Origin of the sequence: Gordonia sp. CPCC 205333, from assembly GCF_048537885.1 — a bacterium.
In the GTDB taxonomy this organism is placed as follows: Bacteria; Actinomycetota; Actinomycetes; order Mycobacteriales; family Mycobacteriaceae; genus Gordonia.
Genome location: NZ_JBCLVI010000003.1, coordinates 641,877 through 667,633, shown reverse-complemented (window position 1 = coordinate 667,633; position 25,757 = coordinate 641,877). Strand labels below are relative to the sequence as shown.

Genomic DNA, 25,757 nt, shown 5'->3' with positions numbered 1-25,757 from the left:
CCTGCTAGCCGCTCGCGTTAAGGGTGCATTGGACGGTCAACAACTTCGGTTGTGCGCCTTGCACATGCGAGATAGCTTGGTTGATCGCCTCTTGCCGTGTCGACGCCCACCCCCAGCCCCAGTAAAGATTCGCCTGCGATTGGGCGACTGCGCCGCAACCGTTGTAGAAGCGGCTCACTACCTCGCAGGTGTTGTCGGCGCATTGGCCGAGTGCCGCGGTGTCAGCTGCGCCCTGACTCCGATTGTTGATTGAGTAGCCAACGCTTCCCGTGTCGCGCGAGATCGCGATCGCGCCGAAATAGGTTGTCGGCGGAGCAACGGTGGTGGTCGTGGTTGTGGTGGTTTCAGTACTCGAGTAGCTCGAATAGTCCGTTGTGGTCGTTGTCGCTGACGTTGATGATCCCGACGCTAACGGTGTGGGGTCGTCGTCATGCCCCCTCGTCAAAAGTACCGCGATTGCGCCAACGATCACTAGTACCACCACGACGATCACCGCTGCGATAGCGATGATGACGCCGGTGGACATTCCAGGGCGCGGCGGCCGCCCACCCGGCCCGCCCGGAAACTGGGGACCGCTCGGGTAGTGGGGTGCTCCCGGATATTGGGGCCCCGTGGGGTAGTGGGGCGCTCCATAGGGATTGGTGCCGAACTGAGGCCCCGGCTGGGGTTGATTGCCCGGAGTTCCCGGCCATTGACCACTCACAATTGCTCCTTTGGTCGCATCGTTAGATTAGTCCAAAGATATTGTCGTGCTGAGTCAGTCGGTAAGCGAGCCGCCGGCAGATCTCCACTGGATCAGTCCGCCGCTCATATTCACCGCATCGAACCCGTTCTCCACCAATAAGTTCGCCGCCCCGGCCGACCGGATACCGCCGGTGCAGAACGCGATGAGGAGCCGATCGTCGGGCAACTCGACGCATCGGGAAGGCAGTACCTCGAGCGGCATATGCACCGCGCCGGGAATGTGGACTCGATTCCATTCGAAGTCGCGGCGAACGTCGACGACGAGGGCTCCGTGCGCTACCAGTTGAAGGGCGTCGGTCGCGCTCACCGCCGGTGGTCGACGGAGGTAGTGGCGAAAACTCATGAGACGGTCAACTCGAGGTAACGGGGAAGTGCCATAACCTTCAGGATAGCTGAAGGTTATGGTGAGCGGTCGAAAAGCCCGGTCACGTGTCGCCGCAACCCTTCGGTCAGCGCCGGATGGGTCGCGGCGAACTGGGCGTCCAGACGGTCGAGTTCGGCCGTCGCCCGGCGGAGCAGGGACGCCCCGGCAGCGGTGAGCCGGAGGGTCGATGCGGACCCGGCTTGTGCCGTCGAGTCGTCCACCAGTCCGGCCGACACCAGGGCCGCCACCGCGGCATGAGCGCTTTGCACCGAGATATGCGATCGGCGTGCGAGCTCGCTGAATGAGATGCCCGGATCGCGGGTGAGGTGGCCGAGCATGCCGTACTTGCGCGAACTCAGGCCAAGTGGTTTGAGTGCGGCGGCGAACGCGGCGTCGTGCTGCCGGGCGATCGCGAGCAAGGCCACCGTTGGGCTGAAAGGCGGCCTGTCGGACATGCTCGCAGACTACCCTCGCAACGGTATCCGCTTGGGGAGGTACCTTGCGGGCGAGAAACAAGGAGAATCCTCGATGACCGCTCCCGCCGACTCGACGAGCGACTTGGCAACCGAGCCACTTCGGTCGCGTCGTAATCACTGGAACAACCAGGTGCGCAGGCATTCTTTTATGAAACCGGACCAGGTCGCCATCAAATACCTCGACCGGGCGACCTCGTGGCGTGACCTTGACGAGCGTTCGCGCGGATTCGCGGCGGCGCTGCACCGGCGCGGTGTCAGATTCGGCGACCGGGTACTGATGGCATTGCTGAACCGGACCGAATATATCGAGGCGGTGTTGGGCGCCAACCTGATTGGCGCGATCCCGGTGCCGGTCAATATTCGGATGAGCCCCGCGGAAGTGTCCTATCTCGTCTCCGACAGCGAATCGACGGTACTGCTGACCGAGAGGCTGCTCGCACCGCTGGCGGACGCGGTGGCGGCATCGACGGGCACGATCGAGACGATCATCGTGGTGGACGGCGGAAGTGAGGACGGTGCCCATCTTGACTACGAGCAGCTGGTCGCAGAGGGCAGTTCGGACCTGCCTGAGACCGACATTCCGGAAGACACCGTTGCGCTGATCATGTACACGTCCGGCACCACCGGAAAACCCAAGGGCGCCATGCTTACTCACACAAATGTGCAAGCTCAGGCAGTAACCACGATCAGCGCGACCGAACACCATCCCGGCGACGTCGCGTCGGTTGTTCCGCCACTGTTTCATATCGCCGGGATCGCGGCCTTCGCCCCGGTGTTCTACCTCGGAGTCACGGCTGTGATCCATCCGCTGGGCGCCTTCGACGCCGACACTATGCTCGATACCCTCGAGCGTGAAGGTACGACGTCGGTGTTCATGGTGCCGGCTCAATGGCAGGCGGTATGCGCGGCCCAGCAACGACGTCCGCGTGAGTTGAGACTGAGAACAATCAGCTGGGGTGCGGCACCGGCATCGGATTCGGTACTGACGGCGATGAATGCGAATTTTCCGGCGGCGTCAAATATGACAGCCTTCGGTCAGACTGAGATGTCGCCGGTGACCTGCATGCTCGATGGGCGCGATGCCGTGCGCAAGATGGGGTCGATCGGAAAGGTCGTGCCGTCGGTGACCGCGCGGATCGTCGACCCGTTGATGAACGACGTGAAGCCCGGTGAGATTGGCGAAATCGTCTATCGCGGACCGAATCTCATGAAGGGCTATTGGCATAAGCCGCAAGAGACCGCTGACGCATTCCGCGGCGGATGGTTCCACTCGGGCGATTTGGTGCGCGAAGACGACGACGGCTTTCTCTTCGTCGTTGACCGCGCGAAGGACATGATCATTTCAGGTGGCGAGAATATCTACAGCGCCGAAGTGGAGAATGTTCTGTTCGGACATCCGGCGATCAGGGAGGCGGCGATAATTGGTCGCGCGGACCACAAATGGGGAGAAGTGCCCGTCGCGATAGTCGTCCTCGACGGCGTCGACACTCTCACTCTGGACGAATTGAAGCCCTACCTCGATGAGAACCTCGCTCGCTTCAAGCAGCCGAAGGAACTCATCATCATCGACGAACTCCCGCGTAACGCGGGCGGCAAGGTGGTAAAGCCGCGGCTGCGCGATGTCTACGGAAGCAAAGACATCGGGTTGGCCGATTAAGATCGCCGCGATGTCAGTGGTGCACGAGTGTCGCGGCGTCGCCGAGACGGACACTGTGCTGATGGCGGCTGGTGGCGAATAGCAGTACCGACAGACCGAGCAAGGTGATTGCCGCACCGGCCCAAATTGGCGAGGTATAACCAAGGCCGACACCGATGGTCAGGCCACCGACCCACGCGCCCAAGGCGTTTCCGACATTGAACGCCGCGATGTTGGCACCCGAAGCGAGGGTCGGCGCGGTCGAGGCGTAGTTCATGATTCGCATTTGAAGGCCGGGGACGGTGGCAAATCCGAAGGCGCCCATAAGTATTAGCGAGATGATGGTCATGACCTGACTACCGGCAGTGATCGCGAAGACGATCAGTACCACCGTCAAAGTCGCGAGGACTGCGATCAGTGTCGTCGACAATGATCGGTCGGCGGCTTTGCCGCCGGCGTAGTTGCCGATGAACAGACCCGCGCCGAAAAGGACAAGGAGCCACGGCACGGTCGCCGATGCGAATCCGGAGACGTCGGTGAGGGTATAAGCGATATAGGTGAAGGCGCCGAACATGCCACCGAAGCCCAGGATCGTGATGATGATGGAGAACCACACCTGCGGCGAACGGAACGCGGTGAACTCGGTCCGCAGACTTGGGGCGGCAGCTGGGTCATCAGTTCTAGTGTCGGGCACCAGGATTGCGATCCCGGCCAGAGCGATCACGCCGATGACTGTGATTGCCCAAAACGTCGAGCGCCAGCCAAGCTGCTGGCCGAGGAAGGTTCCGAACGGAACACCAAGGACGTTGGCGATGGTCAGCCCGGCAAACATCATGGCTATCGCCCCGGCACGTTTTGCTGGGGCGACCATATCCGCCGCTACCACCGCGCCGATGCCGAAGAATGCTCCGTGGCATAGAGCGGCCAGGATACGGCCGGCGAGCAACATTTCGTAGTTCACTGACAAGGCCGATAGCAGATTGCCGCCGATGAACAGAACCATCAGCGCCATCAACACACGTTTGCGGTCAAAGCGAATGACCGCTGCGGTGAGGGCGACTCCGCCGACCGCCACGGACAACGCGTATCCCGAAATCAGATACCCGGCAACGGATTCGGTGACGCCGAAATCGGCGGCTACCTCGGGAAGCAGACCCATGATGACGAACTCGGTGAGTCCGATGCCGAAGCCGCCAAGGGCAAGGGCAAGAAGGCCGACAGGCATTGCAGATCCTTTCGTGGCACGATAGAGCGCGTGTGCATTAGTTGCAGGCGCGGAGTAAATAGTTGCATGCGCTGGCTAGAAGCGCAAGCTGGTAGCATTGCCGCATGAGTATTGCCGACGATGCGGTGGAGATTCGGTCCCAGGGCTGGCGCACGCTCGCGGCCTTGCATGGCTTTTTGGACACTGAGCTTGAACGCGCCCTTCAGCGCGAGCATCGTCTGTCGGTCGTCGAATACACCGTTCTCGATGCGCTCAACCGGCAGGATGGATGGCATATGCGGATGGCGCAGCTGGCCCGCGCTGCGGCGTTGAGTTCAAGTGCCACAACACGATTGGTCAACCGGCTGGAAGAACGGCACCTAGCCCGTCGCTACCTATGCGCTGACGACCGCCGGGGGATTTACACCGAACTGACCGACGAGGGCCGCGAGTTGCTGAAGCAGTCCCGGCCAACCCACGATGCAACGTTGGAAGCCGCTTTGGATTCGGCGTGCAGCACACCCGAATTGGCGCCGCTGGTGCAGGCTTTGCATGAGTTGCCGACGGTCGAGGTCGCGGCGAGGTAGGCAGCCGATAGCCTGGTGGCATGGTTGAATTCGCGTATGTCATCGCAGGTTCGGAAGCAACCGGAGGAGCGGGCCTGCAGGCCGACCTGAAGACTTTCCAGCAACTGGGCGTATACGGCGTCGGAACCATCACCTGCATCGTGTCCTTCGACCCGAAGAATGGCTGGGGACATCGGTTCGTGCCGATCGCGCCGGAGGTGATCGCCGATCAGATCGAGGCGGCGACAGCAGCTCATACTCTCGAAGTTGTGAAAATCGGAATGCTCGGAACGCCCGCGACGATCGACACCGTGGCCGAATCGCTGTCGCGTCAGTCGTGGCGCCACGTCGTCGTCGATCCAGTCCTCATCTGCAAGGGACAGGAGCCCGGCGCGGCGCTCGACACCGACAACGCCTTACGCACCCACATCCTTCCATTGGCGACCGTGTTGACGCCCAACCTGTTCGAAGCGCGAACGTTGTCGGGGATGGATTCGATTGCGAGCGTTGAGGACTTGGCGCAAGCAGCTCGTCGAATAGCGGACTTGGGACCGCGTTACGTCGTGGCCAAGGGGGGAGTGGAACTGCCCGGCGACGACGCCGTTGATTTGGTCTTTGATGGCAGCGACATCACTGTGCTTCGCTCGCCGAAGATCGGCGAGGAACGAGTGTCGGGCGCCGGCTGCACGCTCGCCGCGGCGATTACGGCAGAGTTAGCGAAGGGGAGTGACGTACTCGACGCGGTGTCGCGCGCGAAGGATCTGACGACTGCCGGGATCCTCGGCCGCGTCTCGGCGAACACGCCGTTCGACACTGTCTGGCAGGGCGCCTGAGGCTGCCCACCTCGCCGTGACTGATTGCGCGGCCGTTGAGGTTTCGCTCGATAGGAGTTGTCTTCGCTCGTCAGCATCGACAATGAATTGCGCCCCACCCGCCGTGGCGAGTGGGGCGCAATCGCGAAGGGCGAGTGCCTACTTGGCGGGCACTACCTTGTCGTTCACGGTCACCTCCACCGTGTCGGTCTTGGAGTCCCAGGTGATCTTGCCGTGTTCGAAGGTCGACGTTTTCACGGTGCCTTCTTCGGTTTCATCACTGGTTGCGGTGCCGAGCGGGCCATCCGAGCCGCCCTTACCGTCGTCCGATGGCTTACCCGACTCGTCGCGGTCGACGTTCCACGCGTCGCGGATCTTGCCCCAGGTGATGTAGGCGGGGGTGCCAGCATCGGCGTTCTTCGCGGTGATGACGCCACCGTCGAACTGCTGATAGATGACACCGCTATCACTGGTGCCCGAGGCGTCGTCGCCAGTCTTCGGCTTGCCCAGATCGGCCTTCTGCTTTTCGGTCGCCGCACTGTACTTCGTGGCGATCGAGCCGGACAGTGTGACCTTGGTGCCGTCGGCCGCGGTGAGCTCTACCGACGACTTCTCACCCGATGCGTCCGCGGAGCCCGATGTGGTAGCTGAGTCGGTTGCCGACGCAACGGCGGACGATGCCGCCGATTCTGCCGAGTTGTCGTTGTCATCGCTACAACCCGCGACGACGAGCACTGCGATGGAAGCGGCGGCAGCAGCACCGACCGCCCGTCGAAAGACCTGCTTCATGATTCCCTTTCGGTTTCTGAGAGCAACTAAACGCACATGGTGCAGATCGAACGCGCACCGAGGTTGAGCTAACCAGGAATTGGACGAGAAGATGCGGGATTGGAAACTAGCGATGGCCCGAATCGGGCATACAGTAACGGACGGAACGGTCATTTCAACCTTCCTCAATCTGCTGCCGAGCGGCTAACCAGCGAGAGTGCATTCTGTGGCACAGCTGAGAGGACGGGGTATTCGTTACCAATTCGTTGTACCGGCTAACGATGTGTTGCCGCTCAGTCCACGATGGATCGCAGGCGATCGGCGGCTTCGGAGACGCGCCGACCGGCTCAAGTTTGATCGACCCTCGTGCCCGTTCGCCAGTCGGATTCCGCTTCGATTAGCGGGGAAGTGCCGAGTCGTCGCAGATCCTCGTCGAACGCCTGATGAACATCCTTCGACGCCTTGGTGGAACCCGCCGACACGAATCCGCCGAGTTCCATATCCAACCCGATCGACAGCGGTTTTCGAGACGCGAAATACAGCGCTCGTTTTGCTTCGGCGATGGCCGTTGGCGATCTGCGTGCCAGTCGAGTGGCAGTGTGCTGGGCTGCGGCAAGGACGGCACCCGGTTCGGTCAGGTGGTTCACAATGCCCAGCTCAAGCGCTTCTCGCGCCGAAAATGTAGCACCTTCGAGTATGTATTCGACGGCCTTGCCCAAGCCGATAATGCTGGGCAACCTCTGCGTCCCTCCGCCGCCGGGGATCAGACCGGCGAGAAGTTCGATCTGCCCCATCCGAACGTGTTCGGCATCCTCGGCGTAGCGAAGATCGCATGCTAACGCGATCTCCTGGCCGCCGCCGGTGGTGGGTCCGTTGATCGCGGCGATATAGACAACGCGCGAGCGGTTCATCCGCAGAATCGTTCGTTTCCAGCGCACGCCCCAGGCGATGGTCGAGGTAGTGGCGCCCAGGCTCTCGAGCAGCTTGACCGTTCCAGGCAACCGGGCGATGAAGCCCTGCGCGGTGATCACTGGAGTGAGCAATCGGCCAGGCAGATGCGGAAGTTGGGTAAGTGGCTGGAGTCCGTCCGGATCGGCGTGGGTCAAGAAATTCTTGTCGGTGCCGGTGAGCACCACCGCGCCGACGCTACTGTCCTTATCCACCGCGCGAGTCAGGGCGTCGAGATCGCGCACGAAGTCGATGGTCACGAAGTGATGTGGCGGTTGATTGAACTGTGCGGTGAGAACACGTCCGTCCTGCCGCAGGGTGAGTGTCGTCAGTGGCAATTCTGACGCATTCGGTCGATTGCTCATGCGAGGTTCCTTTTGTTGGCGGTTGGCGACGCCGCGCCCTTTCGGGTGAGTTCAGGCGCCTAGACGTCGAGCTGCTGGGCGGCTGGTCGCAGTAGTCACGCTAGTAGACCGATCGGTATACCGCAAGGGGTGCGGAGGTGCCAGAGGCCAGGACTCGATTGGCGATTTCGCGATCCACCAACGGCACCAAGGTGAGGAAACTATGGTGTACATCACACTGCAACGCGTGACCACGACGATCGGGTCGGCGCGAGAAGGAGGCACCGATGAGACGCTCGATCATTCGAAGCATCGTGACCGGCATCGCGATAGCGGGAGTCACGGCCACCGCGTTCACCTGCGGCAACAGCGCCTCGGCTGCTGGCCGGGGGATAACACTTACCGCAGTAGACAGCGCAAACTGCACGGCGACCTTCACCCTCACCAATTACACGAATTCGTCCTATTTCCAACCGGATTGGTGGTTTGAGCAGGAGGCAAACGACACCTGGATCAACGCGGGTGCGAGCGATACGGGCCTGCCCGTGACAGCGCCCTGGCGATATACCAGCGGTGTGCCGTGGCCGATCGCGAGGTGGGTCGGCAACCCGGCGCTTCATTCGGAACTTGCTGCCGGCGTGACACATTGGGGCAGCGGAGTGCCGTATAACAGCGCGGCCCAGCCAGACGGTTTCGTCAGTACAACCACAGTCAATCTCAAAACGGTCGAGAATCCTGCACCCCCGGCCGCGTCGGCGTCGGGAACCCAAACCATCTACTTCCGCGTGAAGACCGGGCCGCAGACCGCGGACCGGCTACCGAATCCGGTCAAACTTGTCGTCACCGGGTGTAAGTCCAAACCGCACGGAAATGGTTCGCTGGACTGGGGTTCGTCGTCGGGATCGCTCGGCGGTATGTGAACTGTTGTCACAGTTGTCGTCGGCATCGGTTCGCGCCGTCAGTCGTTGGCGGCTAGCACTGCCGCAAGCCCCTCTTGAAGATCGTTGACAAAGAACTCGGGAACCTCGAGCGACGGAAAATGGCCACCAGCATCCGCCGAACGCCATCGCACGATCTGTCGGTACCGCTCTTGCGCCCACGGGCGGGGACATTTCTCGATGTCGCGGGGATACATCGTGATCGCCGACGGGACGTCGACCCGAAGTTCCGGGTCGAGTGAGTCGTGACTCTCGTAGTAGATCCGTGCCGCGGACGCGCCTGTCCGGGTGAGCCAGTACAGCGTCACATCGTCGAGGATGCGGTCGAGGGAGATTGTCTCGAGCGGCCCGTTCTCGGTATCGGTCCACTCGGCGAATTTGTCCAGAATCCACGCGAGAAGCCCAACCGGTGAGTCGACGAGCGAATAGCCAATGGTTTGTGGCCGAGTTGCCTGCTGTTTCGCGTACGCCGCGCGGGTATGCCAAAAGTCGCGGGTTTCCTCGGTCCATTCGCGTTCGATCGGCGTCAGCCCGTCGGTGCTCGCAAATCATCGAGGTCGGCGTCACTTGCATATGCTTCGAATGCCCGCACGTCGTCAGGCTGGCGATAGTGGTTCATGCGTTCACCACCGGGCGTCGGGTCACTGTGCCCTATTCCTCGGGTTTGGTGAAGTAGGTGCGGACGACCGATTCGTCGCCGTCCACCTCTACCAACCCGGCTGCCGTCGCGTCGTCGAGACTGAGGGCGCCGGCGGCCAGGCCGAGGACGAACGCGGGCTCACCACGAACGACGCCGACGAGTTCGCGAGCGTCGCGCGTACCGACATCGAAACCCTCGTTCGTCGCATGCAGTTGTAGTGTCGGCCCGCCGACATCGAGGCCGATTGCCGACTTTGGGCGGGCCTCGACCCGCGCATTGAGCAAGGTCGGGATGGCAATGGTCAGCCACTCAGGGCGGAACGAGTCTTTTTCGGGTCCTCTGATCATGAGTGGTGTGGACCAGCGGATCAGACTCGCTATCGGTTCGCGTAGTTCGGCACCCCAGGGAGTCAACGCGTACTCGACGACGCTGCCCTGGGCTGCCAATCTACGCTCGACTACACCGGACTCCTCGAGGTCACGAAGACGGTCGGCGAGCAAGTTGGTGGCGATGCCGGGGAGGCCGTCGATCAGATCCCGGTAGCGGGCCGGGGCGATGAGAAGCTGGCGAACGATGAGCAGATTCCATCGGTCGCCCACGACTTCCAGGGAGCGGGCGAGGCCGCAGAACTGACCATAGGTGCGCATCGAACCCTCTCTCAAACTACTTGATAAAGACAAGTGTATAGGAGGCCGTCGACTCGCAATGACTTCGAGCAGTTGAGTGGCAACATTGGCCACCGCGAAGGGTAAGCGGCCTGGCGGAGTCGCCGACGTCCGCTGGGGAACGAATTTGATGAACCGTTGGTAAGGTCGCGAAAGTCTGGACTGGATTTCTTAACGATGAAAATATCCGAACAGGACGATGCGGACAGGCTTAAGAAGAGATCAGACTTTCGTAGTCCCAGAAACTCATCGCTGTTTAGGCGCTGCTATCGGCGATACCGTGGCCGCGATGATACGTTTGTTGAACTGCCAGATTGCCGAGGTAAGGATCCCTAAAGGTTATTGTGCGAATACTGAAAGTTCCGTCCGGGGAGCGCGCCAAAGTCGGCGGCGTGGAAATCGCTTCGACGCTGATAGTGCTGGTCACGAGCGTAGCCGCGGCGGCACGCGGCATCTTCGCAACTTGAGCGGATGTTCTTATTGTCTCTCGACTTTCGTTCTCAACCTATGTATTCAAAAGTCACCGAGAAGGTGGGCATTGGTCGCGTGAACAGCCTAACGAGACGTCTTTTACACTAGGGAAGTAGTTCAGTATCACTGAATTGACGGTAAGAATGCCTCACCTATATTCACTTTGAATTCGGGCAACGGTCCCGTGATTCGAAGTAGAGTCAGATAGTTGAATGATCAATGCTAACGCTGGGGGAGGGTTTCCGATGTATTCATCGTCAACTAACTCAGCTCGGCAGTTCGTCAGGAGAAGAATGTCCAAGTTCATGGTCGTCGTACTATCAATTCTCGCCGCGGTATTCGTCGGAGGGGGAGTACTCGCGCCCGCATCGGCGTCGCCGTCAGTCCCGATTCCGCCAAAGCCCAATCGCGATCAAGCGAATGTCGATGCGCGAACCTTCCAGGTGTCGCCGGGTGTATTCGCCTTCAAGTCTCCGTCCGGGAACGTCGCATGCAAGATCGACACCACGGTGCACGGCTCGATCGGGTGCCAGACGGGCGTCAGTGTGAAGCCGGCCGGTGGTCCCGCGTGCTCCAACAAGGCGAATAACAAGTATCTCGTCGCGTTCGAGAACGGCAACGTAATCCACCGCTGCACGTCACAGGGCATCTTCTACGCGTCACGCCAACCCGTTCTGGCGTACGGCAAGACCGTGATGGTGCAGTCAACGTCGTGCACCTCAACCGTGCACGGGATTGCCTGCTACCAGAATCACGGATTCATGATCTCGCGAGATGTGAATATTAGTATTCGGTGATTGTCAGAGACGGTGGCGCGATGAAAGTCGCCTCAGGGCGTCCGGATGGCGCCACCGTCAATGAGATAGTCGGCACCGGTAATGCTGGCTGCGACTGGGGATAGGAGATAGGCGATGAGCGCGGCCACTTCAGTTGGTTCGATCATCCGGCCGGTTGCCAGACCGAGTGATCGCGGAACGTCGGCGAGAAGGGCGTCGTGGGCAGTGTTCGAGGCCGCAGCGAGTTGAGCGCCAACCCCGTCAGGCGCTTCCCAGATTGCCGTGCGGACCGGGCCCGGCGAGATGGTATTGACGCGAATCCCCTTGGGGCCCAATTCAGTTGCCAAACCTTCGCCAAATGCCTTGAGGGCGGCTTTGGCGGTGTCGTAGGCCAAGGTCGGATTGCCGGGGTGCCAAGCGCCGATAGATGAAATATTGACCACCGCGCCACCATTTCGAGCAAGACTTGGGATCGCGGCCCTCGTCGTGGCGACTGCCGCGAAGAAATTCAGGCTGAACATGCGCTGCCAGTAGTCGTCGTCGGTGCCTTCGAAACCTGCTAGTTCCGGCTTGTCGACACCACCGGCGTTGTTGACCAAATAGTCGAGTGGCCCGACTTGGTCCTCGGCCTCAGCAACCAGTCGTCGGGCACTGCCGGTAGCACTGAGATCCGCAGCGATGACACCGATCGCAGACCGCTTCAATTCAGGAGTGATTGTGCGGGCGGTGCCAACAACGCGAACGCCCTCCGCGGCTAGGGTTTGTACTGCGGCCAGACCGATTCCGCGGCTCGCGCCGGTTACCAGGGCTGTCTTTCCGTTGAGGTGTAGATCCACAGTGGCAATTATGCTTGTAGCGGGCAGTTGGCGAGAAGTGTGAGACACAACGGCGCGTTCGACCTGTGGAAAATTTCGACCGCCAAGATTGTGGGTCGACCGGCATGGCGGAGACAATTCGAAACTTGGTCCGGACCACGTCGTGTGCGGGTGTGTGAACGCTACGTCGGGTTGGGTCGCGGACGAGTAGCGCTCTATCGCTTGCCCCTGACCGGCCCAGCGGGGCCACTAACGTGGCGTGGCGTGGCGAGTTCGATTTCGTCTTTGATGACTTGGACGACTATGTCGCCAGTCGCTGCGCCACAGGCTGTGCCAGGTGCTGCCGGTGTGGTGCCCTCGGTGTACGGACCCCCTTGTGGGGATGATGTCGTTGCGGTGGTCGAAGATGGCGTGAGCGTGAAGGTGGTGCCGCGAATTGTCAATTCGCCGGACTTGTAGCGGAATCCGTTGGCGCCCTTCGTGCATTCGATCCCGCCAGTCGAGTCGAGAGCTGTGCAGGCGATGTCGTCGACGAAGAAGTAGTTCGGGATGACAAGTACTTCTTGACTTCTCCTCTAGATCGGGCAATTCGCGACCACTCGTGGCCGTAAGCGCTAACGTTCTGCAGAGGAACATTTGCCGACGTCATGGAGGACGCGGACGTCCAGACCAGCTCGGTCCTGCCGAAGACTGAGGTAGAAGGAAGCGGGTAGTCCTATGAATCGACCGAATGTCAGGGCAACGAAGTTCATTTTGGGACTCTTGGTTATCGTCGGACTCACGGCCGTATCAGTGGTAGCGATTGCACCAGCGAATGCGGCGGCTAATGGATGGGTCACTGCGTGTTTCAGATATGCACCCGCAAATGGGGGAAAGGTGTGGACCGGGGCGCAGACTGCGATGACCTACCGAGGTAACCTCCCTCATTACTCTCGTCCTCAGCGCAGCGCCAACGGCTGCACTATGTGGAGAGTGCCCGGCAACCTGCGGACTGCTGTCAACGCCGCTTACACGCCAGGCCACGGCCATAGGGCTTGGTATGGGCAAACTGCACCGACGTACATCCCTGCCGGTCGGCACTATCACCTCGGTTGGACTTTGGTGTACCCCAAGTACTAGGGCTTGGCAGTGAAGTTGAAGGAACCTGATTGACGCATTTCGTCACAGTGACGTAAAGTAACCCGGCCGACGAAACGTCCTGGAGCAGCTTAACCAGCCGACTCTCGCGAATAGAGATGCACAGCCCCGTCGCGCATGGGCAAGTGCGGCGACCGTGGGCGCTTATGGGAAGTTTGGCTCCGCCAACGAGGTCGGTGGTCTTTGCCGCTCAGAGCCGAAGCGTTGTCAAACCTCGCCAAAACGGCCGTCAGATTCGCCAAATTCGTGAAAACTAGCCAATCTCGGTGACCGTTCACATTGACCATCAATCACGATGTATGTCTACGAGCCGGTTACTGCCGATAACGTACATTATGTTAAGTACACCTGACGCCCTGGATGGGCTGCGACTCGGTGCTTGCTGCTGCCGCTGCCTGCCCTAGTAGCGGACCGGCGTCAGGATTGTCCCGTTCAGTAACGTGACCGTCCCGACGCCCGATATTTGAGGTGGCACAAATCTGTGGAAACTACGACTCCGGAGGTAGTAAGAGATGCGTTCATCGTTAGCTCGACCAATTGCTGTCAGCGCAGCCATCGCGGCGATACTCACCGGTGGCTTGGTAACGGCACCCGATGCATCCGCGAAGGTCTCTGAAGGCCGTTACCGGTCGACGGCAGTGCTGTTCGGCACCACCGCTCGGAGCTACATAGCGGTCGACGGTCAAGTCCTCACCAACTACGGCCCATTCGGGCCGCAGCGGTTCCGGATCGTCGCGACCCGCGCCGGCGGATTCGTTGACGCCTACGGTCTGCGCTACGTCCTGAATCGGCGATCGGCCGGTGGGTACCAAGGTCCGGTCTACCTTGGGCAACTTGTGGTCGGTCATACCGAGCTGCGCCCGACCAACAATTAACCCGACCCCCGACTGTCACTCACTCTTGCCGGAGCCGATGGGACGACCAGTGAGGCCGATGCAGATGGTTGGCCAAGTCAGGTATGCATGCCGTGCCGGCGAACGACTGTCGTATCCAAGTCGCACACCGTAGCAATGCGCTCGAAACTCCTCCACCTTGGACGTTGAGTGGTCCCGGTTGTGATGATCACCGGTGACACCGGCACAGGCAAGAGAGCCCTCTTCGATGCGTATCCGCGCTACTCCGCAGTCGTGTTGGACTTCTTCAGGCTGTGCTGGTTGAAGAAGTACAAGAGACCGCCTGCGGCAAACGCCAATATGCCCCACAAGTAGCTGCCCATGGCCAGGAGTGCGACACCCGCGATCGCGCCCACCACAATGTAGACCCAGTTGATTCCCCGGTTGACTTTTTCAGCTCTTGCCCTGTCCATGGCACACTTCCTCGCGCTTATGTTGTCGGTTGCATGTTATCGAACCAAAGAAAACTATAGCCCGCTATAGACTGGTCCTGTACCGAACGAATGACGCGAGTTCATTGCGCTCGCCGCTGTGGGCGACTGGGCGAATCGGGCGAATAGGAGAAATCCGGCGAATGGGCGAATCGCGCTCCAAGTGACCCGCGAGTCGGACTCCGACAAGCGTAATCGCCAGGCGCACTGCGCTATTCAGCCTGACAGGATCCCAGTCGCCACCGACCCGTCTCGCACTGACCGTGATCGTTGTTGCCAACAGCAACGATCGTGCCATCCTCATGCAAGCCCAGACTGTGGGTCGAACCCGCTGCGACGGCCACGATGTTCCGCCACGCAGAGACGTCACACTGTCCGAAGCTATTGTCGCCGGCGGCCAGCACGTTGCCGGACGCATCGAGACCCAGCGTGTGGTAGCTGCCGGCGGCAACGTCGACAACACCATGCCATTGGCGCACATCGGTGGCGCCACCCGTCCGTTCGTCGCCGACCGCGAGCACTTCCCCATCGTTAGTCACCGCCACCGTATGGAGATAGCCGGCCGCTACCGACCGGATCCCTCGCCAATCCTCGACATTGCACTGGCCGCGACGGTTGATCCCCGTCGCCGTCACGGTGCCGTCCTCGCGGAGGCCTACGGTGTGCCAATCCCCCGCCGCGACGTCCTCGATGTTCCGCCAACTACCCGTGTCGCAGGCCCCGTCGGCGGTTCGCCCGGCAGCAATTACACATCCATCTGCCAACAGCCCCAGAGTTCGCCGCCACCCGGCGGCAATACTGACGACATCGCGCCAGTCGCCGACATCGCACTGGCCATCACCGTTCCAACCAGTCGCAACAACCGTTCCGTCAACACGAAGGCCGACGGTGTGCGACCTCCCTGTATTCACGGCCGAGTGGACATTGCCCGCCGCGACCCCGACGATCCCTCTCCAGTCGCCTACGTCAGCCTCCGGCTCACGTGGAACGCCAGCGGCGACGCATCTTCCATCATTGATGACTCCGACAGAGTGGCGTCGACCAGCCGTTATGACTCTTCGATGTCGCATCTTCAACTCCACAACTCCACCACACCAGATTCCATCAAGACATCATGTTCGAAAATGGTTCGCTCCGTATGCGCCCGACACTACTGGCTTGCCGAGGTGGACGCTCCGATAACATCGGTCATTCGATAAACCTACTCCCGAAACGTTTACAGCAGACGGATAGATATTCGAAACAGTTAGTTGTCATAACCGGCAGTTAAGTGAGACTGAATTTATATCAAATCGTCCGGAGGTATTGCTTGATAGCGAATATTCGAGCTAAGGTGCGAGAGCTACCTCTGCGGACCATCATATCGCCTATTCAAGCACACTCAAAATCCGGGTGCACTAGAGCGCCCTACAGAAAGAGGCCATAAATTGACTCAACGACGATATTTGTATCAAGGTCATTGGCCGCTGCTGTCGCCGCTGCTGAGGCTTTCGGCGCGACACTAACGGGTGGCACAGAACAGGCGTCCGCCTATGTCATCCACGACAACACCTACGACTTATATGATCTATCGAACTTCGTCGGTTGAGTCCCAATATCGTAGATTATCCGTTCAACCCTGTTGGCCTTTACGTCGATCACGTCGGCGAAAAGACGACAATCTCCACCAAATGGGACATTTACTGGGTTAGCTCATGCTGGCTCCTGTTGTGTAGCGCAGTGAATCCCGCCGCCGCCTGCGGCGATCCCGTCGATATTGATCTGAACGATCTCCCTATCCGGGAACAATCGTTGGAGCGTCGCTCGCGCGGCGGCATCGGTGTCCCGAGCTCCGAATTCCGGTCCGATGACAGCCTTATTGCACACGTAGAAGTTGATGTAACCGCCAGCGAAGTCGTCGCTCGCGAACTCGTCTCGCACACTTGACGGACTTTCAAGTACTTCAACGGTGAGGCGTTTGCCGTCGATGTCGGTTGCCGAACGCAGAATGTCGAGGTGCCGCCGAGTCACCGCGTAGTCGAAGGATTCCGGGTCGGTTTCGAGTCCGGCGACGATCACACCTGGTCGGGCAAAGCGAGCATAGAAATCGGTGTGGCCATCGGTGATGTCCTCCCCCGCGATCCCAGGCAACCAAATCACCTTTCGAATGCCCAGCAGGGACCGCAACTCAGCCTCGACGTCGGACCTCGTCCACCCTGGATTGCGATTCTTGTTGAGCACGCAACTCTCGGTGATGACGGCCGTGCCGTTGCCGTCGACTTCAAGCGCACCGCCCTCCAGAACGAGATCCGTCCGAAGCCGCTTAGCCGCTACATGATTCGTGACGAACTGTGCAACCTTGGCGTCGGATCGGTGCCGCTGCTTGTCGCCCCACCCGTTGAAGTTGAAGTCCACGCCGGCCCTCTCAGCGCCGCTGTGAACAAAGACAGGTCCGGTGTCTCGAATCCAGAGGTCGTCGAGCTCGCACGCCACCAGTTCCACAGATGTTTGGCCAACGAGCTTCCGAGCGACCTCCATCTGACCTGCTGGCACCAACATCGACACTGGTTCGAACCGTGCGATCGCGGTAGCGATGGTCGCGAGATTTTGCTGCACCTCTGGCACGAGATCGGCGCCCCAGATCCGTTCATTCGCCGCGAACGCCATCCAGGTCCGACTGTGCCGCTCGCCCTCCTCGGGCATCCGCCATACGCGGTTATCCGGCAGAGTCTCTGGGTTCGATGCGGGGTCGTCGGAGCAACCAGCAACCAGCAAGCCGCCGATCGCGGCGGCCGAGGCCCGAAGAAACGTGCGCCTGTACATGTTGAGATCCTCTGCGAATCGCGGAGCGGGCTGACGATTGGCAGAAGATAGTCGCTCTGCGTCGGCGTCTCTCCCCACACCGGGGGACACCTTGGTCGTCACTAACCTACTGCTGACTAAAATTTCAATCAAGGCTGCGAGCATGGTCGACGGGCGGGCTATCGACAGCCCGCGAACCCGAGAAGCTCACTGCACGTACCCCACACGGACGTAGTCCGTGCGGGGTACGTGGGGTGTGTGTAACCGCTAGCTAATAGCAGCCGAATTTCCTCGATCACCTTATGAGTAGAGACGCAGAGCTCATAAACTGAGTTCCAGAATATTCAACGCCAACTAGAAGACGTAGAGACGCCCGGAACAGCTAAATGCCTGCCCCTTGTCGCTTGTTACTTTGACAGTTACGGCTTTGAGTCCCGGTCCCGTGCGCAGCTGCGGAAAGTCGATGGCATTGACTCCCGTTGGCCCCTGTGTCGATGGGCCGGCGGAACCGGATCTTCCGGTCAGAATATCTCGCCATTTGAGAGTTCCCGTCCAGCCCTTGGCGCCGAGCGGCAGATTTGCGATTACATAGCCAACACCCGGGATGCGCTGATCGATATTCGGGTACTGTCCGGCCTGATTTCCACCGTATACCGCCATGTCGGCGCCGAGAGTACATACGTTTCGGGTCTCACCTAACGATGCGCTCGCAGTTCCGGCCCCCAAAGACATAACCCCCACGCCAATAACAGCAGCTGCTGCGGTGACACCACTCAGAATTGTTCGTGCTTGGTTCACTTTAACTCCATCCTGTGACGTTTTGCAGATACATGTAGAACATCGAATGCGGTCCAAGTTCCGTTACGCGTCCTAATGAATGTGACGACAGACGATACTGAAAACCGAAGCAATATTAGTCATCAATTCCGCCCAGTCCGGCACGACTTCCCTTGCGGCCCAGGCGATTTTATGCCCTCAACCGCATCCCGTTAACGTCGGAAACATGGAACAGAATCTTTGGTCTGCGGAGAGACAATTACAAGCGCTGACGTCCGGCGAGGTGTCTTCTCTTGAACTGACGCGGAGCGCGATCGCTGCCATCGAACTATTCGACGACGAGATCAACGCGATTTGCGTCAGGGACTTCGACCGTGCGATGGCCGCTGCGAAGCACGCCGATCGCGCTCGGTCTCGTGGGGAGGATCGCGCACTGCTGGGTGTCCCGGTGACGGTGAAGGAGTCCTACAACGTGGCGGGAATGCCGACGACGTGGGGTATGCCGGAGTGTCGAGACTTCGTTCCAGCCGACGACGCTGTCCAGGTGACGCGGTTGAAGGAGGCCGGCGCGGTCATACTCGGCAAAACCAACGTGCCGCTCGGGTTGCAAGACATCCAGAGTTTCAACGAGATATACGGCACTACGAACAATCCCTGGGACCGCGCGCGTACCTCCGGCGGATCATCCGGAGGTTCGGCGGCGGCATTGGCGTACGGATTCGGAGCCCTGTCCATCGGCTCCGACATCGCGGGATCGCTGCGTACCCCCGCACACTTCTGCGGAATCTTCAGTCACAAGCCGTCACTCGGACTGGCTCCGATGCGCGGGATGACTCCCCCTGCCACGCCAGGATTGCCGGTTGAGTCAGACTTGGCAGTTGTCGGGCCGATGGCGCGTACTGCGCGTGACCTTTCGCTTCTGCTGGACGTCATGGCCGGACCAGATCCCCTTACGTACGGCGTCGCGCACCAACTTAAGATGCCGATTCCGCGTCACGATCGATTGGATCAATTTCGGATACTGGTTCTCGACGAGCACCCACTGATTCCCACATCGTCAGCGGTGCGGGTGGCTGTCGGGAACGTCGCTGAAACGCTTATCGCTGGCGGTGCCCGCGTCGAACGACACAGTTCGCTGCTGCCAGACCTCACCGACGCTGCGGCCCTCTACATGCAATTGCTGTTCTCGGGTTCGGTGGCACGCTTTCCCGTTGCCACCTATGACGAGTTGCGAGACCGCGCTGCGGAACTGGCCGATGATGACCGCAGTCTTGGGGCGGCTCAACTGCGAGGGATGGCTTTGAGCCACGGCGACTGGCTTGTTGTGAACCAGCGTCGCGAGGCTCATCGCGCTCAGTGGCGTCGACTGTTCGACGACTTCGACGCTGTGCTGTGTCCCGTCACGCCCACCACCGCGTTTGTGCATGATCACCGGCCCGATCTACTCAATCGTCGGATAGACGTCGATGGTGCCGAGTATCCCTATTTCGACCAGCTCGTCTGGGCGGGACTGGCGACGATGCCAGGCCTGCCCGCCACCGTTTTGCCTGCAGGACAATCCGTTTCAGGCCTACCGGTAGGTGTGCAGCTCATTGGGCCGATATTCGAGGACCGATCAACCCTGCGGCTCGCCGAACTGCTCGAAGATGCGTTGGGCGGATTCCGAAACCCGCAGTAATTGCCTCGCGACCCGGACGTTAAGCAAAACGAGACAATCAGATCACATCGAGCACTAGACGAGATGGAAATCACGGTCCTGGGCGGCACCGACTCCACTAGGGTCATTAGCGTTACAAAGTTCTAAAGTCGGGGTGTATTGCCAATGATCAGACGTTCGTTAGTTGTCGCGGTTGCCGTTGTCGTCAGCGGCCTTTCGTCGACTGGTGTCGCCCACGCCGCGCCAGACGCCAATGGTGGCCTCGCCAAGTATCTCGATGCCGGGCTGCCGAATCGCGACGCCTCCCACGGCATGGGCGCACCAAACCGTGCCCTGCCATCGAGTAGCACTCAGACCGGACGATTGGTCAAACAAGCTCGGCAACAAGGTTTTTCGCCGCGGCGCTACGGCGCTTTGCTATACACGTACTGGTTGCAGCGATCAACTGAAGCCGCGCACATCGAACTGAGTCGTTGGAATCCTCGTGCGGGAGTGAGTGCGAACCTGCAAAACCTGGTGCGGTCGTACCGATACTACGAGGATCTCCAAATTGGCCATCGAGAACTCCGGTGGGCCGGCATGGCCGGACAAGTTGGCGCCGACTTTGGTGGCGGTTTGCTCGACCTGGAGCTCGCAGGTCAGATCTATCAGGTAGCCCATCTGCAGCCAGTGGTAGCTGAGGTTGTGCGCCGAGCCAATTCGGCCGGCGGCCCGGCACTACTTAACCGCCTGCCATCCGGGCTTCGGGCGCTGGCGACAGTTGGCAACACCATCTCAGCTGCCGACATCTCGGCCGTCATCGGACAAATTCTGGTGATGCAGAAGAATATTTTCGGCGATCTGATGCCAGTGCACACCGCCTATGTCCAAGGTGGTCTGCCCGCAGTCCATGAACTCGTCAACACCGGGCTCTACCCGGCCGATATCGCTACAGCGTTCGACGACATCGCCTCTGGTGACTCGTCGCGCATCACGGCGGCGAATGGCCGTCTCCTTCGTCGGGAACAGAGCGAAGTGGTTGGACGACAGTGGGACTCGACGCGGCATTACAAGGCACCCATCGGTGAGGCGCTGACCTATGCGTCCACTATCGTCGGGTCGCCTTCCGTCGCCGGAGTGTCGCCGATGCGGGCATATCGTCCGCTCGACATCTCCACCAAAGTAGATGGACGGACCGTCACCCTGACCGCGCCACTGCCGTCCTGGAATTGGTCGGTTTTCCCCGCTCGGTGGTCCTACATCAACAGTGAGCTGTTACCGAAGTACGCGTTTCAGGCTCAGCACCGCTGGAAGCAGCTCGTCAGCTACATGTCCACCCCGTACGAGCAGCAACTTCAGCAACATAGAGTCCTGTTCAACATTGCCCCACTGATCTCGAGTATGGCGAACGAAACGAAAGTGACGGTCAAATGAAAGCTCAAGGCGTCAAACGCTATTCGATCGCAGCCCCACTTGTTGCCGCGGCTGCCGCGGTAACGGCATTAGTGGGAATCGGCCCAGCGTCCGCACGCCCTGCTTTGCCCGATGGCCACTGCGTGATTGACTCTCATAGCCGAGATCGCACCGTCAATTCCTTGCGTTTCCATTGCACCAGTAAGCAAATCGTTGACCTCTACAAGAATGCCTCACTGGGTACTCCGCCGACGGTCGGCAAGCACCGGCTCTACTTGTTGCCGGTCTCCGAGCGCAACGGTCGACTTGGCGACTACCGCGACGCCAAGCAATTTGGCGACCTGCAAAGCAATTTGGGCGATGCGTTGACCTTTGGTGTTGGACCGCAGGGGCAACCGTGGGTGTACAAGAACTACATCACCGGCCTCGATGCGGGCGGTCCGCTGGTCTACGCGCCCAAGTCGTTCGTCGACCACAAACCGGCGTGGTCGGCTGATTTTGTCCGCGACTTCGCCGGACTGCCGGTAAGTACTCACGAATACCGACAGCTGACCCCAACGGTGTGGATTGGGCGGGACTTCTTAGGGCCAGGCTCTGTCACATCACCCCCGCGTCAAGGCAGTGCGATCGCCATCGCTTAATCGGCCGATCGTTGATCTAGTTGTCCGCAGCAGACGCATCAATCTGCTCTCGCAGAATATCCGCGTGCCCGGCATGCCTGGCGAACTCTTGCAGCATCAATAGCAATGTCCAGCGCATACTGACGGTCCCCTCGCGTGGGTTGTCTTTGACGTCGTCCAGTCCGAAGCGCGCGGCAATGGAACGTGATCGTGCGCTGGCCTGCTCGAACTCGGCGATCACGTCTTCCAGCGTCTCGTCGTCGGCGACGAGGAACGTTCCCTCGTCGCGGCGAGAGTAGCCGTCACAATCGGACTCATCGAGCCCGGCCCAGAATCGCTGGAACCAGATTCGCTCGGCTGCCGCTGCGTGTTTGACCAATGAAATAGGCGTGGTGAGCGACACGACGAGTCGTCGGCGCGCAGCGGACTCGGACAGGCCGCGAACGCTATCGACGAGTGCCTGACGATTCGAGTCGAGCATGCTTTCGATAACTTCTCGTTCAGTTCCGTTGGTAATCATGGGGTTTCACTCCAGGTTTCGATACGGGTGTTGGGACAGTGGGCTTCAATGGCAACGCCATTCGCGTGTTCGACCTTTGACGCCACGACTCGTGAGGCCATCTCCCGGTGGACGATTCGCGGCTGTCTTCTGATGCACAGGCACTCGTCTTCGACGTCGGCGAAACACTGGTCGATGAGAGTCGAAAGTGGTCTGCCCGAGCACACGATGCCGGGATTGCTCCGTTCACCGTGATGGGTGCCATCGGTGCGCTGATTGAGCGCGGAGACGACAATCGTCCCACTGCACGTAGGCCCGGTCAACGTCTGGAACAGGCCTCGATCGATTGAACTCAGCGACACCTTGACCTGACCGCTCTCGCAACGCAGTCACTCGCACGCTCGTGTAGGTCGTGTAGGTCGTGTAGGTCGTGTACGGCAGGGCATCCTTGCTGTCACTGTTGATGAAGCGACTCGCCTAAGCTGTCTCCTGATATCCACCTCGACTGAGCGGAGCAGATGCCGACTCTCGCAGAACGCATGGAACACCACCAGGTGCTTCTCTACCTGGCCGCCATCGTCGCAGGCGTGGGTACTGGCCTCGCGGTACCCGACGTCGGACCGACGTTGGAGCACTTCATCAACCCTGCTCTCGGTCTACTGCTCTACGTGACGTTCCTGCAGGTGCCGGCCGCCTCGCTAGTTGCCGCGATCCGTGACGGGCGTTTCATGACAGCAATCGTCGTTGTGAACTTCGTTGTTGTGCCACTGGTGGTGGCGGCGATGTTCACTTTCTTGCCGTCCGACCAAGCCCTACGGGTCGGCGTCCTACTGGTCCTGTTATGTCCATGCGTTGACTACGTGATCGTCTTCAGCGGGCTGGCCGGCGGCGACGCGCGGCGATTGCTGGCCGCGACTCCAATGCTGTTACTCCTCCAAATGCTATTGCTGCCACTGTTCCTGTGGGCGTATATGGGCTCAGATCTCGCGGCCATCATCGACGTCGGACCGTTCCTCAACGCATTTGGCGTGTTGATCGTCATTCCCCTTGCGCTCGCGTGGGCGACCCAGTGGTGGTCGACGAAACACACCTCTGGGCGGCGGTTTTCGGCTGGAATCTCAGTATCGATGGTGCCGCTGATGATGCTCGTCCTTGCGATTGTCACCGCGTCCCAAGTACCAACGATTAGAGGTAGCTGGACATCAGTTGTCGCCGCAATTCCGGTATATGTCACCTTCCTCATCGTGATGGGCGTTGGTGGTGTGGTGGTCGGGCTACTTCTGCAACTGGATACCGCCGGACGTCGAGCGGTGATCTTCTCCGGCGGCACCCGGAACTCGCTGGTGGTGTTGCCACTAGCGCTGGCATTGCCCGCGGGCTTCGAAGTGGCTGCGGCAGTGGTGGTTACCCAAACGCTCATCGAGGTGATCGGCATGGTGATCTACGTGCGAGTGGTTCCGCGGCTGGTGCCGCCGACGAACAAGCGTGACCGAGAACATGAACTGTGAGCAGAGGATTCTATGCGTTTCGGACTACCTGATCTGATCGATGGTTCACTGTCCTCATTGATCGATGAGACTCGCAACTATTACGCCACGAGACCTTCCGGATCCGGACCGCGATCACTCACCGAATTGACCGAGGTGCGTGCCCAACGAGAAGCGCAACTGCCGCCACCCGACCCAGGCGTGTACACACTCGATGTCCGTGCCGACGGCCACTCGGTTTCGGTCCGGGTAATCGAACCGTCCAGTGGTGTGGTGAACGGCATCTTCCTTCACATTCACGGCGGTGGCTTCTACCTGGACTCCGCGGCACGCGACGATGTTCGCAACCGGGAGTTCGCCGACGGGGCAGGCATGGTTGTGGTGAGCGTCGACTACCGTCTCGCACCCGAGGCGCCCTGGCCGGCCGCGCCCGACGATTGCGAAACGGCCGCACGTTGGCTCCTGGATGAGGCTGAAAGACGATTCGGCACAAACCAGTTAGCTATAGGCGGATTCTCGGCGGGTGCCACACTTGCGGTGGTGACGCTACTTCGCCTCCGGGATCGGGGGATCGCACGGCACTTCACCAGTGCGACACTGCAATTCGGCACCTACGATCTCAGTGGTACGACGCCTGCCGGTCGACTCATCGCCGACGAGTACTTTCTGGAGGCCTACATCGGACATGTCGACGACCGAACCCATCCCGACATCTCGCCAGTATTCGCAGATCTCGCCGGCTTACCTTCGACGCTTATCGTCGTCGGCGAAAAAGATGTCCTATTGGAGGACAACCTTGCGTTCGCCACCAGGCTCGCCGCCGCCAACAATGATGTCGACCTGCGCGTCTATCCCCAAGCGCCACATGGCTTCTCAGTTCATCCGACGGCGATGGCCGCTGCGGCGCGAAGAGATATCGCCGACTGGATCGGGCTACCGCGCGCTATGCCCGCCGCAGCGCCAGCACCGGAATGACCCGCGTCGTCTTCTTCTCATAGTCGGCGAATCCCGGATAGCGACGCGCTTGTTCGGCGTATATGCGGTCGCGGTCGTCGCCGGTCGGCTCGCTGACTGTCACGTCATAAGTTTCGGTACCGACTTCAATCTGGGCCGTCCCGGCGGTTGTGAGGTTGTAATACCACGCTGGATTGCTCGGAGCTCCTGCCTTCGAGGCGAAGACGTATATCGTCGCCGCGTCGGAATCGTCGGGCAGGTACATCATGGGTGTCACACTCTGCTTACCCGTCTTGCGTCCGACGTGGTGTACCAACACCATCGGTGCCCCCTCGAAATTCCCTCCGACCTGGCCGTCATTTTCGCGAAACTCGTTGATTATCTGCGTATTCCAGTCGGCTGGTGCGCTCATGTGGCTACTCCTGGCATCGATCCTGATACTCGTCTGATGGCTGCCGGTCCTACGCTACCGTCCGCGAGCGACCTCGTACCTGTTTACTCCCCTGCCCGCGCAGCATCCACACATTCGCCATCTTGCCCCTAGGCGACTGCGACGCGTCGGCGGATCTGGCTCCGGTAGATGACTCCGCCGAAAAGCATCGTCTGGACTATTTCGTCGGCGAGGTAACTATCGACATCGAGCGGTGCCACCTCGGTATGGTCGGCAAAGTATCCACCCAGCCCGGTAGCTACGCGGTTAACGTCAAGGTCGAATTGTTCCCCACCGAGGTCGACAATTGTCGCTCGCGTCTGGCCATCCCAGTATTGGACACTGCTCCAATGGGTGATGCCGCAGCCTTCCACGGCTTCGATTAGTAGGCGATGCGCGTGTTCGGAGTATCGGTTCGTGGCGTCCCGGAGCACACTGCGCGCCTCGCGGTAGGACACTTCGTGCTCACGTGCGTACCTGCGAACGTCTCGCTTCTCGGCGAAGTTCTCGGTCATTGACATCCCAATCACTA

At 60.2% G+C, this 25,757-nt stretch carries 28 protein-coding genes and 1 pseudogene; 13 read left to right on the top strand and 16 right to left on the bottom strand.

Annotated elements, in window-relative coordinates:
• Positions 1-4: 4 nt before the first annotated feature.
• From AAFP29_RS13370 to AAFP29_RS13360, 3 genes are read right to left on the bottom strand one after another with little or no spacing between them, the layout of a single operon-like run.
• Entirely contained in the window at positions 5-703 is a 699-nt protein-coding gene (locus tag AAFP29_RS13370) for a DUF4189 domain-containing protein (protein ID WP_419217842.1), read from the bottom strand.
• A 54-nt stretch (positions 704-757) separates the two neighbouring features.
• The gene (locus tag AAFP29_RS13365) at positions 758-1,087 is read right to left on the bottom strand and encodes a rhodanese-like domain-containing protein (RefSeq protein ID WP_419217841.1); all 330 of its coding nucleotides are present in this window, start codon (positions 1,085-1,087) and stop codon (positions 758-760) included.
• Between the two features lie 56 nt (positions 1,088-1,143).
• Positions 1,144-1,563, bottom strand: a complete 420-nt coding sequence (locus AAFP29_RS13360) for a MarR family winged helix-turn-helix transcriptional regulator (RefSeq protein WP_419217840.1) — start codon at positions 1,561-1,563, stop codon at positions 1,144-1,146.
• Positions 1,564-1,636: 73 nt separating this feature from the next.
• Between AAFP29_RS13360 and fadD5 the strand changes: the two genes are divergently transcribed.
• Positions 1,637-3,241: a fatty-acid--CoA ligase FadD5 gene (fadD5, locus tag AAFP29_RS13355; RefSeq protein ID WP_419217839.1), complete on the top strand. Its 1,605-nt coding sequence runs from the start codon at positions 1,637-1,639 to the stop codon at positions 3,239-3,241.
• A 13-nt stretch (positions 3,242-3,254) separates the two neighbouring features.
• Here the strand turns inward: fadD5 and AAFP29_RS13350 are convergent, their stop codons facing one another.
• Positions 3,255-4,445: an MFS transporter gene (locus AAFP29_RS13350; protein WP_419217838.1), complete on the bottom strand. Its 1,191-nt coding sequence runs from the start codon at positions 4,443-4,445 to the stop codon at positions 3,255-3,257.
• A gap of 104 nt (positions 4,446-4,549) precedes the next feature.
• Here AAFP29_RS13350 and AAFP29_RS13345 point away from each other — a divergent pair, with 104 nt between their 5' ends.
• Both AAFP29_RS13345 and thiD read left to right on the top strand, forming a co-directional pair.
• Positions 4,550-5,011: a MarR family winged helix-turn-helix transcriptional regulator gene (locus tag AAFP29_RS13345; RefSeq protein ID WP_419217837.1), complete on the top strand. Its 462-nt coding sequence runs from the start codon at positions 4,550-4,552 to the stop codon at positions 5,009-5,011.
• Positions 5,012-5,031: 20 nt separating this feature from the next.
• The gene (thiD, locus tag AAFP29_RS13340; protein WP_419217836.1) at positions 5,032-5,823 is read left to right on the top strand and encodes a bifunctional hydroxymethylpyrimidine kinase/phosphomethylpyrimidine kinase; all 792 of its coding nucleotides are present in this window, start codon (positions 5,032-5,034) and stop codon (positions 5,821-5,823) included.
• A 138-nt stretch (positions 5,824-5,961) separates the two neighbouring features.
• Here the strand turns inward: thiD and AAFP29_RS13335 are convergent, their stop codons facing one another.
• Both AAFP29_RS13335 and AAFP29_RS13330 read right to left on the bottom strand, forming a co-directional pair.
• A complete protein-coding gene (locus AAFP29_RS13335) occupies positions 5,962-6,591 on the bottom strand; it encodes an LGFP repeat-containing protein (RefSeq protein ID WP_419217835.1) in 630 nt (209 codons plus the stop codon).
• 326 nt (positions 6,592-6,917) lie between these two features.
• Complete coding sequence (locus AAFP29_RS13330; protein ID WP_419217834.1) at positions 6,918-7,883, bottom strand: enoyl-CoA hydratase/isomerase family protein; 966 nt, start codon at positions 7,881-7,883, stop codon at positions 6,918-6,920.
• Positions 7,884-8,149: 266 nt separating this feature from the next.
• Here AAFP29_RS13330 and AAFP29_RS13325 point away from each other — a divergent pair, with 266 nt between their 5' ends.
• A complete protein-coding gene (locus AAFP29_RS13325) occupies positions 8,150-8,782 on the top strand; it encodes a hypothetical protein (protein WP_419217833.1) in 633 nt (210 codons plus the stop codon).
• 38 nt (positions 8,783-8,820) lie between these two features.
• On the opposite strand, the pseudogene AAFP29_RS13320 reads toward AAFP29_RS13325, so the two are convergent.
• Positions 8,821-9,342, bottom strand: a pseudogene (locus tag AAFP29_RS13320) (epoxide hydrolase); the annotation flags it as partial.
• A 109-nt stretch (positions 9,343-9,451) separates the two neighbouring features.
• Positions 9,452-10,087 (bottom strand): winged helix-turn-helix transcriptional regulator, encoded by a 636-nt coding sequence (locus AAFP29_RS13315; RefSeq protein ID WP_419217832.1) that lies wholly within the window; start codon positions 10,085-10,087, stop codon positions 9,452-9,454.
• Positions 10,088-10,449: 362 nt separating this feature from the next.
• On the opposite strand from AAFP29_RS13315, the gene AAFP29_RS13310 reads away from it, so the two are divergent.
• Positions 10,450-10,572, top strand: a complete 123-nt coding sequence (locus tag AAFP29_RS13310; RefSeq protein WP_419217831.1) for a hypothetical protein — start codon at positions 10,450-10,452, stop codon at positions 10,570-10,572.
• 297 nt (positions 10,573-10,869) lie between these two features.
• Entirely contained in the window at positions 10,870-11,373 is a 504-nt protein-coding gene (locus AAFP29_RS13305) for a hypothetical protein (RefSeq protein ID WP_419217830.1), read from the top strand.
• A gap of 32 nt (positions 11,374-11,405) precedes the next feature.
• On the opposite strand, the gene AAFP29_RS13300 is transcribed toward AAFP29_RS13305, so the two are convergent.
• Positions 11,406-12,188: an SDR family oxidoreductase gene (locus AAFP29_RS13300; protein ID WP_419217829.1), complete on the bottom strand. Its 783-nt coding sequence runs from the start codon at positions 12,186-12,188 to the stop codon at positions 11,406-11,408.
• 1,628 nt (positions 12,189-13,816) lie between these two features.
• Between AAFP29_RS13300 and AAFP29_RS13295 the strand changes: the two genes are divergently transcribed.
• The gene (locus tag AAFP29_RS13295; RefSeq protein WP_419217828.1) at positions 13,817-14,179 is read left to right on the top strand and encodes a hypothetical protein; all 363 of its coding nucleotides are present in this window, start codon (positions 13,817-13,819) and stop codon (positions 14,177-14,179) included.
• A 239-nt stretch (positions 14,180-14,418) separates the two neighbouring features.
• On the opposite strand, the gene AAFP29_RS13290 is transcribed toward AAFP29_RS13295, so the two are convergent.
• The 4 genes from AAFP29_RS13290 to AAFP29_RS13275 all read right to left on the bottom strand — a co-directional run bounded on the left by AAFP29_RS13290 (position 14,419) and on the right by AAFP29_RS13275 (position 18,069).
• Entirely contained in the window at positions 14,419-14,610 is a 192-nt protein-coding gene (locus AAFP29_RS13290) for a hypothetical protein (RefSeq protein WP_419217827.1), read from the bottom strand.
• Positions 14,611-14,840: 230 nt separating this feature from the next.
• Positions 14,841-15,698: an RCC1 domain-containing protein gene (locus tag AAFP29_RS13285; protein WP_419217826.1), complete on the bottom strand. Its 858-nt coding sequence runs from the start codon at positions 15,696-15,698 to the stop codon at positions 14,841-14,843.
• A gap of 622 nt (positions 15,699-16,320) precedes the next feature.
• Positions 16,321-17,430: an agmatine deiminase family protein gene (locus AAFP29_RS13280; RefSeq protein ID WP_419217825.1), complete on the bottom strand. Its 1,110-nt coding sequence runs from the start codon at positions 17,428-17,430 to the stop codon at positions 16,321-16,323.
• Positions 17,431-17,763: 333 nt separating this feature from the next.
• Positions 17,764-18,069: a hypothetical protein gene (locus AAFP29_RS13275; protein WP_419217824.1), complete on the bottom strand. Its 306-nt coding sequence runs from the start codon at positions 18,067-18,069 to the stop codon at positions 17,764-17,766.
• A 343-nt stretch (positions 18,070-18,412) separates the two neighbouring features.
• Between AAFP29_RS13275 and AAFP29_RS13270 the strand changes: the two genes are divergently transcribed.
• The 3 genes from AAFP29_RS13270 to AAFP29_RS13260 all read left to right on the top strand — a co-directional run bounded on the left by AAFP29_RS13270 (position 18,413) and on the right by AAFP29_RS13260 (position 21,876).
• Positions 18,413-19,864 (top strand): amidase, encoded by a 1,452-nt coding sequence (locus tag AAFP29_RS13270; RefSeq protein WP_419217823.1) that lies wholly within the window; start codon positions 18,413-18,415, stop codon positions 19,862-19,864.
• Positions 19,865-20,008: 144 nt separating this feature from the next.
• Entirely contained in the window at positions 20,009-21,256 is a 1,248-nt protein-coding gene (locus AAFP29_RS13265; RefSeq protein WP_419217822.1) for a hypothetical protein, read from the top strand.
• A 122-nt stretch (positions 21,257-21,378) separates the two neighbouring features.
• The gene (locus AAFP29_RS13260; protein WP_419217821.1) at positions 21,379-21,876 is read left to right on the top strand and encodes a hypothetical protein; all 498 of its coding nucleotides are present in this window, start codon (positions 21,379-21,381) and stop codon (positions 21,874-21,876) included.
• 16 nt (positions 21,877-21,892) lie between these two features.
• On the opposite strand, the gene AAFP29_RS13255 is transcribed toward AAFP29_RS13260, so the two are convergent.
• The gene (locus tag AAFP29_RS13255) at positions 21,893-22,375 is read right to left on the bottom strand and encodes a DinB family protein (protein WP_419217820.1); all 483 of its coding nucleotides are present in this window, start codon (positions 22,373-22,375) and stop codon (positions 21,893-21,895) included.
• Positions 22,376-22,482: 107 nt separating this feature from the next.
• Here AAFP29_RS13255 and AAFP29_RS13250 point away from each other — a divergent pair, with 107 nt between their 5' ends.
• The 3 genes from AAFP29_RS13250 to AAFP29_RS13240 all read left to right on the top strand — a co-directional run bounded on the left by AAFP29_RS13250 (position 22,483) and on the right by AAFP29_RS13240 (position 24,816).
• The gene (locus tag AAFP29_RS13250) at positions 22,483-22,704 is read left to right on the top strand and encodes a hypothetical protein (RefSeq protein ID WP_419217819.1); all 222 of its coding nucleotides are present in this window, start codon (positions 22,483-22,485) and stop codon (positions 22,702-22,704) included.
• Positions 22,705-22,872: 168 nt separating this feature from the next.
• The gene (locus AAFP29_RS13245; RefSeq protein WP_419217818.1) at positions 22,873-23,862 is read left to right on the top strand and encodes a bile acid:sodium symporter; all 990 of its coding nucleotides are present in this window, start codon (positions 22,873-22,875) and stop codon (positions 23,860-23,862) included.
• Positions 23,863-23,874: 12 nt separating this feature from the next.
• Complete coding sequence (locus AAFP29_RS13240; RefSeq protein ID WP_419217817.1) at positions 23,875-24,816, top strand: alpha/beta hydrolase; 942 nt, start codon at positions 23,875-23,877, stop codon at positions 24,814-24,816.
• Here the strand turns inward: AAFP29_RS13240 and AAFP29_RS13235 are convergent.
• Together AAFP29_RS13235 and AAFP29_RS13230 are read right to left on the bottom strand one after the other, a co-directional pair.
• Positions 24,785-25,207 carry a nitroreductase family deazaflavin-dependent oxidoreductase gene (locus AAFP29_RS13235; protein ID WP_419217816.1) on the bottom strand — a complete coding sequence of 141 codons (423 nt, stop codon included), beginning with the start codon at positions 25,205-25,207 and terminating at the stop codon, positions 24,785-24,787. The two genes, AAFP29_RS13240 and AAFP29_RS13235, sit on opposite strands and share 32 nt — an antisense overlap.
• Before the next feature lie 128 nt (positions 25,208-25,335).
• On the bottom strand, positions 25,336-25,740 hold the full coding sequence (locus AAFP29_RS13230) for a hypothetical protein (RefSeq protein WP_419217815.1): 405 nt from the start codon (positions 25,738-25,740) through the stop codon (positions 25,336-25,338).
• Between the last annotated feature and the right edge of the window lie 17 nt (positions 25,741-25,757).